The following is a 12,304-nucleotide window of genomic DNA, read 5'->3' as shown; positions in this document are numbered from 1 at the left end:
GGTGGGTCAGGGGATGAGCCGGGGCTGGGCAGGGGCCCGGTGGGGCTGCGGGCGACCGCCGTCGGGCGTCAGCGCTTCTTCGGGCGCGGCGGGCCCTCGGCACCGCGCGAGGTCGCCCAGATGTCGATGCCGGCGTCGACGGCGTGCTGGTCGATCGCCGCGAGCTCCTCGTCGGAGAACTCCAGGTTGGCCAGCGCACCCAGGTTCTGCTCGAGCTGCTCGAGGTTGCGGGCGCCCATGACGAGCGACGTGACGCGGGTGTCACGCAGCGCCCACGCGAGGGCCATCTGCGCGAGCGTCTGCCCGCGGTCGCGGGCCATCGCGTCGAGCGCACGGATGTGCGTGAGGGCCTGCTCGGTGAGCAGCGTCGGGGCGAGGGACGTGCCGGTCGCGGCCCGCGAGTCGTCCGGCACACCGCCGAGGTACTTGCCCGTGAGCATGCCCTGCGCGAGCGGGGAGAACGCGATGACGCCGACGCCGAGCTCCTCGACGGCGTCGAGCAGGCCCTCGGTCTCGATCCACCGGTTGAGCATCGAGTACGAGGGCTGGTGGATGAGCAGCGGGGTGCCGAGGTCGGCCAGGATCGCGGCGGCCCGGCGGGTGTCCGCGGGGGAGTAGCTCGAGATCCCCGCGTACAGCGCCTTGCCCGACCGGACGGCCGTGTCGAGCGCGCCCATCGTCTCCTCGAGCGGCGTCGTCGGGTCGAAGCGGTGGCTGTAGAAGATGTCGACGTAGTCCAGGCCCATCCGCGCCAGCGACTGGTCCAGGCTCGCCAGCAGGTACTTCCGCGAGCCGCCGCCCTGGCCGTAGGGGCCGGGCCACATGTCGTAGCCGGCCTTGGTGGAGATGACCAGCTCGTCGCGGTACGGCGCGAGGTCCTCGCGCAGGATGCGCCCGAAGTTGCGCTCGGCCGACCCGTAGGGCGGGCCGTAGTTGTTCGCCAGGTCGATGTGGGTGATGCCCGCGTCGAAAGCGCGGCGGATCACGGCGCGCTGGGTGTCCAGCGGGCTCCGGTCGCCGAAGTTCTGCCACAGCCCGAGGGACAGCAGCGGCAGGTCCAGCCCGCTGCGGCCGGTGCGGCGGTAGGTCATGGCGTCGTAGCGGGCGTCGTCGGCGAGGTACGTCATGGGTGCAACTCTGCCACCCGGGCGTCGCCGGGCCGTGACGCGCGGCGTCCGGTCCGGACGCGCGGTGGCGCCCCGCGCGGGAATGCCGTTGACGCGGCGGCGAGGATGCGGGGATGCGGACCTTCGAGGAGCTGGTCGACGAGGCGGAGCGCGCGGACGTCACCGGGTGGGACTTCGGCTGGCTGGACGGCCGTGCCACGGAGGAGCGTCCGCCCTGGGGCTACGCGCGGCTCGTCGCGGGCCGGCTGGCGACGGCGCGGTCCGCGCTCGACCTGGACACGGGTGGCGGTGAGGTGGTCGCCCAGATGCCGGTGCTCCCGCCCCGCATGGCCGTCACCGAGGCGTGGCCGCCCAACGTCGCCCGGGCCCGCGAGCTCCTGGCGCCGCGCGGCGTGGACGTGGTGGCCGTGGAGCAGGGTGCGCCGCTGCCCTTCCCGGACGGGATTTTCGAGCTGGTGACGAGCCGCCATCCGGTGGCGCCGGCGTTCGGCGAGATCGCGCGCGTGCTCGCCGACGGCGGGACGTACCTCGCCCAGCACGTCGGCCCCGGGTCCGCGTTCGAGCTCATCGAGTGGTTCCGCGGCCCCCTCGGGGACGACGCGCGCCAGGAACGCGACCCGCGCCGGGAGGCGGCGGCCGCCGCCGCGGCGGGGCTGGACATCGTCGACCTGCGTACGGCGCACTGCCGGATGGTGTTCGGCGACGTCGGCGCGGTGGTCTGGATCCTGCGGCGCTGCGTCTGGTGGGTCCCCGACTTCGACGTGACCAGGTACCGCGAGGCGCTGCTCCGGATGGACGCGCACATCCGCGCGCACGGCAGCTTCGTCGCGCACTCGACGCGGACGCTCATCGAGGCCCGCCGAGCGCCCGCGCGGTAGCACGGGGCGGGCGCGCAGGCCGCCCGGGCGAAGTGTGCGGGTGGTGTGCGGGTGCTGCCCGTGGTCGCGGGCCGCTGCCCGCCGGGACGCTGGGCGTGGCATGGCGACCCGTGACCGGGGCCGTGCCTCCCTTCGACCCTGAGGACCCCCGTGCCTGCTGCTGCCCGCGCCCGACGACGGCGCGCCCCCCACCTGCTCGTCTCCGCCCTCGTCGGCGGCCTGATCGGCGTCGGCATCCCGGCTGCGGCCGCGCCGATGCCGGCGACCGCACCCGCGACCGCCCCGGCGACCGCACTCTCGACCGCCGCCGGACCCGCCGCGTACAGCCTGCAGCCCGTCAGTGGCGACTACCCGGGTGAGGGCGAGATCCTGAACACCGTCGTCGACGTGAGCGCGTCGGGGACCGAGGTGCTCTACGCGACGTACGGCCTGCCGGGAGCCCGCAGCGGCCTGCTCCTGCGTGACCGCGTCGCAGGCACCACGCGGCTGGTGGACCACGTCGCGGGGGCGCCTGACCAGCCCGCGGGAGCGTTCGGCGCCCAGCGGGCTGCGCTGTCGGCGGACGGTGGCACCGTCGTCTGGGTGACCCTCGACGACGAGTCCGTCGCCGAGCCGGGCGCGGCCGCCGAGGAGGCCTTCATCGCCCGGCCGGACGGGTCGATCGCGCGCCTGCCGCGCTCCCCGGAGGCGGGAGAGACGCCCGCCCGCGCCGTCGACGTCTCGGGTGACGGCTCCCGTGCCGTCGTGCTCCTCGGCGATCCGTGGAGCGAGGAGCCGAGCCACCGCGTCGAGGTCGTCGACGTCGTCGCCGGCACGGTGGAGGCGTCCCTGGCCCTGCCGGACTGGGCGAACGACGTCACGATCAGCGACGACGGCAGCACCCTCGCCTGGGTGGAGCTCGTGCCGGGCCCGCTCGACGAGAACGGCGAGCCGACGTCCGTGCGTGCGGTCGCGGTCGCCGCGGCCGACCTCACGCGCCGGGCGGGGCTGACCGACGCCGCCTACGGCACGCAGCCGTCGCTCGACGCGGACGGGTCGACGGTCGTCTACCAGGCCGAGGACGGGCTCGTCGCCGTCGACACCAGCGCAGCCGTCCCCGTGCGCACGCCGGTCCCCGTGGCCGAGGGCGTGTCGTCGGCCGCACGCCCCCGCATCAGCGGCGACGGCACCGTCGTCGTGTACGACGACGTCCAGTACGACGAGGGCTCGCTGCCCGGTCGCGTGTGGGCGGTCACCCTGCCCGACGGTGTGCCGGTGAAGGTCGCCGGATCGTCGGAGGACGAGCCGTGGGAGGAGCCGGTCGAGGGCCAGCCCACGTACCCCTTGGGCGAGCGGGCCTGGCGCGCGGCGCCGTCGTACGACGGCTCGGTGGTCGCCCTGTGGGTGGGCGACACGGTGGTCGCGGCCGTCCGCAACGAGGGCCCGGCGGACACGACCGCACCCGTGTGGCCCGACGGCGCCGCACTGACCGCGACGCCCCTGGCGCGCGACGCGCTGCGGCTGGCCTGGCCGACCGCGACCGACGACGGTCAGCTGCGCGGCTACGAGATCGTGGCGGACGGGCGCCCGTTGGCGGTCGTCCCGCCGTCGGCCCCGTCCTACGACGTGAGCCTGCTGATGGACCGGGCGCACGTCTGGACGACCTACTCCGTGCGGGCACTGGACGCCGCCGGGAACGCCGGGAGCCCCCTGACGGCCGAGGCGCGCGGCGGCGCGCAGGTATTCCTCTCCCGGCAGGGTCCGGACACGATCGTGCTCTCGTGGGAGGCCGCGGACGACCGCGTCGGCGGCACCGTGGCGGCCTACCGGGTGCTGCGCCGTGACGGCGGCCAGCTCGCGAGCGGTTCGGTCGGCGACACGTCGGCGTGGGTCCCCGTGGCCGACGTCGCGGCGTCGGCGGCGACCGAGTTCACCGACGCGGGCCTGCCGCTCCTGACCTGGTTCGACTACCGCGTCGACGTGGTTCTCGCTGACGGGTCCACGCGTGCGTGGTCGGCCCCGACGACGGAGCGCACCGACCTCCCCGAGCGCGGCGATCTCGTCCCCGCCGAGGTGCGCGCCGTCGACGTGCGGATGGAGTTCGAGGGTCTGCCCGCGGGTGTGCCCGTGGACCACTACCGGCTCGAGCGCCAGATGTGGTCGCCGACGCGTGAGACGACGTGGACGGCAGCCGGGACGACGGGGCCCGGTACGGGCATGCTGAGCATCTCCGCAGGCGACCTCGTGCCCCGCGCGACGTACCTGTGGCGAGTGGTCGCCGTGCTGGGCCTCGACTGGCCCGAGCGCGAGCACACCGGGACCCTCCTCACCACGACCGCGAGCGAGGGCGTGCAGCGGCTCGCCGTCGAGGCGCCGCGCACGGCCGACGGCGCCGCCCTGGTTCTCGGCAGCGACCTCACCGCCGTGGCGGAGGGCGAGCCGGGCATGACGGCCGCGCTGCGCATCTGGGCCGACGCGGGCCAGCGCACCGTCGCGGCCCCCGACGTGACGATGCCGATGGCGGAGACCGCGCCCGGTGTGTACGCGATCGCGCCGTACCGCCTCGACGGCGAGCTGCCGGCGGTCGGGTGGGCCGAGGTGGTCCTCGCCGACGGGGCGCGCGCCCACACCCGCGGTGGGACGGTGGGGCCGGTCAGCGGTCGCCTCGACCTGTCCGTCGCCGCGAGCGAGCACGACCTGCCCGGGCTGGAGCTCGTGCTGGCCGGCCCGCGGGGTACCCAGCGTCAGTCGGCGACGGCTCCCGGTGAGGCGGCGGTGCCGCTCTCGCCAGGGACATGGACGGCGAGCCTCGTGACAAGCGACGGAGACACCGTCGCCCGCTCGACGTTCAGCGTCCGCGCGGCGACGCCCGTGGCGCTGGACCTGACCCCGGTGCGGCACGCGGTCGTCACGGTCCGGGTGCTGCCGCCGGACGGCCAGCCGGCGCCGGCGCAGACGGTCCGGGTCCACGACGCGGAGGGGACCCTCCTGGCGACCCGGCGCCTTGCCTCCGGGGCCACCGACGTCGGCGTCGACGGGCTCCCGCACGGGACCGAGGTCGTCGTCAGCACGCGGCTGGACGACCAGTCGCGAACCGTCAGCCAGCCCTCGGTGCGCACCGTGCTCGAGCCGGGCGCTCAGACGGTCGAGCTCCGCTCGGAGGTGCTGCCCGCCTCGTCGGTCACCGCGAGCGTGCGGGCCGACGGCGCCGCGCTGCCGGGGGCCACGGTGACCGTCCGCCAGCGGGTGGACGGGCGCGACTGGGTGTTCAACGCGGTCACGGCCGCCGACGGCGTCGCGGCGATCCCCGCGCTTGCGGGCGCCGCGGACGTCACCGCGACGGCGCCGGGCCGGCTCTCCGGCGGTACGCCGGCGCGCCTCGCACCCGGGGACGCGAACCGGGTCGCACTGGACCTGCTGCCGGTCCCGGCGTACGTGGTCCGGCCCCGGCTGTTCACGACCAACGCGGGTGGCGAGCCGACGGAGCAGCCCATGGACTGGGCGACCAACACCCACCTGCGGGTCTCGCTCACGGTCGCCGGGCGCTACGTGCCCGCCGGTCCGCTCGTGCCCGTCGTGGGCGCGGAGGGTGACGTGGTCGAGCTCTGTGCCTACGGCCTGGAGCGCGGCCTCAGCCACGGCTGCGCCCGGGTGACCCTCGGCCGCGAGGCCGACGTCGAGCTCCGGCTGGACCTCGTGCAGGCCGGCGGGGTCACGGCACGGCTCGTCGACGGGTCCGGCGTCGGCGTCGCCTCGTGGACGGCGACGGTGCTCCGCCAGTCGACGACCGGGACGTGGGCCCCGGCGGGCACCGCAGGCGGCTACGGCGCCGAGGCGACGCTGGGCGTGCCCGAGGCCGGCACGTACCGGGTGGTGTTCCGGTCGGGCAGTGCCCTGTCGGCGCCGGTCGTGGTGTCCGTCGCGGACGGTCGCCTCGTCGACCTGGGCACGGTGCCGCTCTCCCCGGAGACCACCGGCACGGCCACCGTCATGCAGGCGCTGCCGACGCCGGTCATCCCGGGCGGGCTCCTGACCTTCCGGGTCGAGCTGCCCGCGGGCGGCGACGGCCGGTCCGCGCTGCGCGCGACGATCCCCGCGGGGACGACGCTCGAGGCCGCGTCCGTCACCGTCGACGGCGCGCCCGTGGCGGCGACGTTCGCCGGCGGCGAGGTGCGGGTGCCCCTGACCGGCTCAGCCGCGACCGTCGTCCGGTACTCCGTGCGGGTCGACCCGGCGGCGCCGTCGGGCACCGTGCGGTCAGCGGTCGCCGTGGTCGAGGACTTCGGCGGCACGCTGCGGCAGCTCGGCGCGGTCGTCGGCCAGGTGGCCGGGGTCACGTTGACCGGGCCGCGGACCGTCGTCTCGGAGTCCTTCCGGCTCACCGGGACGGCTCCCGCGGGCGTGCCGGTCGAGGTGCGCCAGGGCGACGTCGTCGTCGGTGGTGCCACCGCCGGACCGGGTGGGCGCTTCACGGTCGACGTCACGCTGCCCATCGCCCAGCGCGGTTCCCTGCACGAGCTGCGGGCGTACGCGAGCGCCGACGGCGTCGCGCTCTCCTCGGGCCCGTGGACGGTCCGGTACGAGCCGACGTTCGTCCAGCCGACGCGCATCGTCGTCGACAACGCCGGCGTGACCGCGGCGGGCTCGCGGAGCATCGCGATCGACCCGAGCCAGGGCGTGGCCGCGTTCACGATGGTCTACGTCCCGAGCCGACCGGTCACCGTGACGGCCGAGTTCGCCGACGCCTCCCGGGTGCACGACTACGTCGCGCACGTGGGCAACGCCGTGGCGACGGGCACCTGCACGGGGAACGCCTGCACGGCGGTCGTCCACCCGGCGTCGTCGGCCGAGGTCGGGGACATCTGGGTGGACTACGAGGTCGACGGCGTCCCGGTCGCCACGATCGACGACCTGGACGTGCCGACGGTCACGGAGCTGCGGCACCTGACGCAGGCCCCGTTCAACGACCCGCGGGAGGCGGTCGTGGAGGGCTCGGGCGACGAGCGCGCCGTCGGCTTCCTGCTGGGCGGGACGGGTGTCCCGGTCGAGGGCACGGTGCGCACGACGCTCGTCGAGGAGTACGAGCCCACCGCGGCGGACCAGCTGTTGCAGCGGGCGAGCGGTGTGCCCGCCCACGGCTTGTCCGTGACGGGCACCGAGCACTCCGACGGGTACGAGATCCGGATCCGCGGCACCGTCCCGGTGTCCTACCTGGCGCCGGACTCGGCGCTCGTGCCGGACGCGGTCGCCTTCATGCCGCTCGGCTGGGTGGACAAGGCGGGGGTCGCGATCGACATCGTGCTCAAGCTGAAGTCCGCGGGCGGCATCACCGTGAACCAGCTCAAGTCCTGGCTGGGCACCGGCGACGAGGAGTACAAGCTCGCGGAGCTGGAGACCTACATCAACGAGGAGATCCGGCCCTGCTCGCCGGACATCGCCGACCAGATGCAGGAGCAGGTCGACTACAGCCGCGCGACCGTCGTGGTCTACCGGACGGGCAGCGACCTGCTGAACCTCCTCGGCCTCCTCGGCGGCTCGTGGGTCGGTGGCGCCCTCGGCGGCATCGTGGCGCTCGGCGCGGACACGGCCATCTCGGAGACGCTCGACCTCGGCATCGGTCAGATGGTCAACGACGAGATGGCGCAGATCACCGAGTACGTGATGGCCCGCGAGAAGAAGTGCGACAAGCGGATCCAGTGGATCCCGCGCGAGCCCGGCAACCCGCCGGCCGCACGGCCGACCTGGATCTTCGACCCGAGCGGCTTCGTCTACGAGGCGCTGGAGAGCCAGCGGGTCGATGGCGTGACGGCCACGGTGCTGACCGGCCCGGGCCCCGACGGCCCGTGGACGCAGTGGGACGCGGCAGCCTTCGGGCAGTCCAACCCGCAGGTCACGACGTCGGACGGCCGGTACGGCTGGGACGTGCTGCCGGGCTGGTGGCTGGTGCGGTACGAGAAGCCGGGCTACCGCACGGCGTACAGCGAGCCGCTCCAGGTGCTTCCGGAGCACTACGACGTCAACGTCGGCCTGCACCGGCTCGCCGCCCCCGCGGTCGCGTCGGTCGCGCTGACCGAGGGCGCCGACGACGTCGACCTCACCTTCGACGAGTGGATGTCGGTGGCGTCGGTGCAGGCGGGCGTGCGCGTCACGTCGGCCGGTGCGCCGGTCCCGGGCACGCTCGAGGCGGTGGACCCGCAGCAGTCGCCCACGGGGGAGCTGGCGCGTTCGTTCCGGTTCCGTCCGTCGGCGCCGCCGGCGCCGGGGTCGGTCCTGCAGGTCACCGTCCCGGTGACGGTCGTCGACCACGGCGGTGTCGCGCTCGAGGCCGAGGCCGTCCGCGAGGTGACGGTGCCGGGACGGGTCGGGTTCGTGGGGTCGGTCGCGGCGGTCGGCGCGTACGTCCAGGGCGGGCGCGCGGGGAGCGTCGCGCTCGCGGTCACGGCGCGGGCCGACGGCTCGGTCGCGGGGCTCACGACGCTCGGGCTGCCGCGCCTGGGGACCCTGCGTTCGACGGGCCACGACCTGGTCACCGTCGACGGCGCGCGGGTGGTGGTCACGGGCCGGGGGACCCTCGGCGGCCGGGGCGACTACGCCTTCACCGTGACGCTCGACCGCGGGCGCACGTTCCTCGGCGACCGCGTGCGGCTCCAGGTGCGCGAGCGGGCGACCGGGCGGGTCGTCTACGACACCCAGCCGGGTGCGCCCGACGCGGCGGCCGCGACCACGCGGCTGGTCGGTCTGGTCGCCGTCGTGTGACGCGTCAGCCCAGGGCGGCGTGGACGGCGCCGGCCGCGTCGAGTGACCGGCCGGCGTCGGCCGCGTCCTCGTACGCGTCCTCGCCGAGGGCGTCGCGGGCGGCCGCCACGGCGGCGCGGAGGAGCCGCTCGTCCGGCTGGTAGTAGCCGTAGACCCGGGCGCCGACCTCCTCGCGCAGGCCCTCGGCCGCGCCCAGCAGGAGCGCGACCCGCTCGTGCCGCCCGGCGGCCGACTCGACGACCGCGAGGGCCTCGAGGAAGAACGCGAGGTTGGCGAGGTCGCGCGTCTCGCCCGAGAGCCGGATGCCCTCGTCGAGGTGGGCGCGGGCGGTGTCGTGGTCGCCGTCGCCGATCGCGGCCTGGGCGAGGGTGAACAGCGCGATGTAGGCCGCCAGGCGGTCGCCGCGCTCGTCCGCCGAGGCCAGGCCCACCCGGGCGGCCTCGCTCGCGCCGGCGCGGTCGCCGCCCAGCAGCAGCGTCGTGCCGAGCCAGGCGTGGCACAGGCCCTTCAGCCAGCGCGTGACGAGGCTCCCGGACGTCGGCAGCGCGGCGGCCGTCCGGAACGAGGACTCGGCCCCGGCGAGGTCGCCCGTGGCCAGCCGCACCAGGCCCTCGCCGGCGTGCGCGTGCGCCGCGACGTCGACGTCGTCGTGCTCGCGGGCGTACCGCCCGGCGGTCGCCCAGCGCTCGGCGCTGTCCTCGTACCGCTCGGCGGCGAAGCTCATCGCCGCTGCCGTGAGCGAGGCGTAGGCGTGCACGCGCGGGGGAGCGGGGAGCTCGAGCGCGGCCAGCGCCCAGCGCAGTCCCTCGTCGAGCTGCCCGCGCAGCCACCAGTAGAGCCACATCGCCCACGTCAGGCGCCCCGCGACCAGGCCGTCGCCGGCCCCGACGGCGCGCTCGAAGGCGGCGTCGACGTTCGCCTCCTCCGACTCCATGCGGGCCAGCCACGCCACCTGGTCGTCGAGCATGTAGCCGTCGGCGGCCCGCTCGGCCAGGCCGAGCACCCAGGCGGTGTGCGTCGCGACGGCGCGCTCCCGCTCGTCGCCGGTGAGGATCGACCGCGCGTACTGGGCGACGGGCTCGAGCATGGTGAACCGGCGCCGGCCGTCCGACCCCGGTCGGACGACCACGAGCGACTGCTCGACGAGGGCCTCGAGCGTGGCCAGGGTGTCGGTGCCGTCGGGCAGGACCCGCGCGGCGACCGCCTCGAACGCCTCGAGCGTGGCGCCGCCGTGGAAGACGCCGAGGAGTCGGAACGCGGCCTGGCTGGGCTCGTCCAGCAGCCGGTAGCTCCAGTCGAGCGTCGCGCGCATCGTCTGGTGGCGCGACGGCAGGTCGCGCGCCGTGGAGGTGGGGGCCTCGTCGAGGCGGCGCAGCAACGTGCGCGGGTCGAGGAGCCGGGCCCGGGCCGCGGCCAGCTCGAGGGCGAGCGGGAGGCCGGCGAGGCGCCGGCACGTCTCCGCGAGCGCGGCGACGTCGTCCGGTCCGAGCGGGAGGTCGGGGGCGACCGCGCGGGCGCGCTCGAGGAGCAGCGCGCCGGCGGGCGACGCGACGAGCCGGGCGAGGTCGTGCTCGTCCGCGGCGGGCAGGGCGAGGGGCGCGACGGGGTACTCGTGCTCCCCGCGCACGCGCAGCGGCGACCGCGACGTGACGAGCGCGACGAGGTCCGGGCACTGGGCGACGAGCCGGGCCACGTCGGGGGCGGCCGCCAGGAGGTGCTCGGCGTTGTCCAGGAGCAGCACGGCCCGCCGTCCGGCGAGGTGGCCGGCGACGGCGGTGACGAGGTCGCCGTCGGCGCGCAGCCCGACGGCCCGGGCCAGGGCGGGGAGCACCTGGGTGGCGTCCGTGAGGTTCGCCAGGCCGACGGCGAACGCCTCGCGGGTGTCGGCCGCGGCGTCGAGCACCGCGACGGCGAGGCGCGTCTTCCCGACGCCGCCCGGGCCGGTGAGCGTCACGAGCCTGGCGCCGCCGGAGGTGAGCAGGGTGCGCAGCGCGGCGAGGTCGGCGTCGCGCCCGTGCAGGGCCGTCAGGGGGACCGTGACGGACGTCGCGACCGGCTGCTCCGCCCGCGGTGCGGTGTCGGGCTGCGCGGGGCCGGGGACGAGCGAGGCGGCGGCGCGGCGTCGCACGGCGGCGATGAGCGCGGCCCGCGCCTCGGGGTCCAGGCCCAGGGCGTCCGCGAGCGAGCGGACCGTGTGCGGGTACGGCCGGGTGCGGACGCCGCGCTCGAGGGCGCTGACGCCGTGCGGCGTGAGGTTCGCCCGCGCGGCGAGCTCCTCCTGCGTGAGCCCGGCGCGTTCGCGCAGGTCACGGAGCAGTACGCCGAAGGTCGGGTCCGCGACGGGCACGGTCGCAGTGTAGGGGTCACGCCCGTCGACAGCTCCGGCCGCCCGGGTGACGTCGGCGGCTCAGGCCAGGCTCAGGCGCGGCCGAAGAGCTCTGCGACCGCCGTCGAGAACAGGTCCGCACCCTTGATCTGGCTGGTCTGCTCGGGGCCGACGACCTCGCGGCCGCCCCCGGGCACGCCGAGCTGCGACGCGCCGCCCTGCGGTCCGAGCGGCAGGACGATGCGCTCGTCGGCGGCCCGGTAGCGGGCGCTCGGGCGGCGTCCGGCGATGAGGTCGGTGATGTTCTGGGCGACCACGAGGGCGTGCTCGGCGGCGGCCGACGCGCGCTTGCTCTCCGGCACGTCGGTGATGTCCCCGACGGCGAAGACCGTGTCCTGCCCGACGACCGTGAGGTACTCCGTCACGCGCAGGCGCCCGTCCGGGCGCCGGGCCGCGGCGAGGTCCTCGTCGACGTAGCCGGTCTGCGGCCGCGAGCCGAAGCACCGGAACCACATCTGGGCCCGCACCTGGCTGCGGTCGGTGGTCTCGACGGTGAACGGCTCGTACGTGCCGACGTCGATCGGGGGCAGGTAGGCGAGGCGGGCGCCGGTGAGGAAGTCGACGCCGCGCTCGGCGAGCTGACCGCGGACGGCGGTGCGCAGCTCGGGCAGGAAGTCGCCGGCCGTGAGGACGTCCTCGGCCTCGTCGACGACGGTGACCGCGAGGTCGGGAAAGGCCGAGGTCAGCTCGCCGGCCAGCTCGAGACCGACGGGCCCGCCGCCGACGACGAGCACGCGCTCGCACCGGGCCAGGTCGTCGCGCAGGCGCTGCAGGCGGGCCACGGCGACGGCCGACTCGTCCTCGAGGAACTTGGCGGGGAAGGGGTACGCCGTGCCCGTGGCCAGCACGAGGTAGTCGGGTCGCACGGACTCGTACGGCGAGAGGTCGACGCGCGTCGGCGACACCCGGCGGGCCCAGTCCCGCACGACGCGCCCGCGGGTGAGCAGCTGGTCGTAGGGGTAGAAGACGCGGTCCTGCCAGGCCGGGTCCACGACGGCGCGCAGCGCCGCGCTCGAGTGGACGAACGCGTCCTTGGGCTCCACCAGCACCACGTCGGCGACGTCGTCGAGGCGCTTGGCCACACTCGCTCCGCCGTAGCCGCCCCCGACCACCACCACGCGTGCCATCGGTTCCCCTCGCAGTCCGCCGTCCACCGGCCGCGATCGTTCCCGGCCATC

5 protein-coding genes are annotated in these 12,304 nt (G+C 76.0%); 2 read left to right on the top strand and 3 right to left on the bottom strand.

The features are described from left to right. Positions 1–68: 68 nt before the first annotated feature. Complete coding sequence (gene mgrA, locus AFE02nite_RS15315) at positions 69–1,127, bottom strand: L-glyceraldehyde 3-phosphate reductase (protein WP_034246255.1); 1,059 nt, start codon at positions 1,125–1,127, stop codon at positions 69–71. 113 nt (positions 1,128–1,240) lie between these two features. Between mgrA and AFE02nite_RS15310 the strand changes: the two genes are divergently transcribed. Both AFE02nite_RS15310 and AFE02nite_RS15305 read left to right on the top strand, forming a co-directional pair. Continuing rightward, entirely contained in the window at positions 1,241–2,005 is a 765-nt protein-coding gene (locus AFE02nite_RS15310) for a methyltransferase domain-containing protein (RefSeq protein ID WP_034246257.1), read from the top strand. A 150-nt stretch (positions 2,006–2,155) separates the two neighbouring features. Next, positions 2,156–8,740, top strand: coding sequence for an Ig-like domain-containing protein (locus tag AFE02nite_RS15305; RefSeq protein WP_034246259.1), 6,585 nt, complete (start codon positions 2,156–2,158; stop codon positions 8,738–8,740). Between the two features lie 4 nt (positions 8,741–8,744). Here the strand turns inward: AFE02nite_RS15305 and AFE02nite_RS15300 are convergent, their stop codons facing one another. Both AFE02nite_RS15300 and AFE02nite_RS15295 read right to left on the bottom strand, forming a co-directional pair. Further along, positions 8,745–11,087: an ATP-binding protein gene (locus AFE02nite_RS15300; protein ID WP_146819974.1), complete on the bottom strand. Its 2,343-nt coding sequence runs from the start codon at positions 11,085–11,087 to the stop codon at positions 8,745–8,747. 71 nt (positions 11,088–11,158) lie between these two features. Further along, a complete protein-coding gene (locus AFE02nite_RS15295) occupies positions 11,159–12,253 on the bottom strand; it encodes an FAD-dependent oxidoreductase (protein ID WP_034247425.1) in 1,095 nt (364 codons plus the stop codon). Positions 12,254–12,304 lie beyond the last annotated feature (51 nt).

The organism is Actinotalea fermentans (genome assembly GCF_007991475.1).
GTDB classification, from domain to species: Bacteria; Actinomycetota; Actinomycetes; order Actinomycetales; family Cellulomonadaceae; genus Actinotalea; species Actinotalea fermentans.
This window is presented reverse-complemented; position numbering and strand designations above follow the sequence as displayed.

Coding starts and splice junctions, on each gene's coding strand:
- AFE02nite_RS15295 (WP_034247425.1), bottom strand. CDS start 12,253: ATGGCACGCGTGGTGGTGGTCGGGGGCGGCTACGGCGGAGCGAGTGTG.
- AFE02nite_RS15310 (WP_034246257.1), top strand. CDS start 1,241: ATGCGGACCTTCGAGGAGCTGGTCGACGAGGCGGAGCGCGCGGACGTC.
- mgrA (WP_034246255.1), bottom strand. CDS start 1,127: ATGACGTACCTCGCCGACGACGCCCGCTACGACGCCATGACCTACCGC.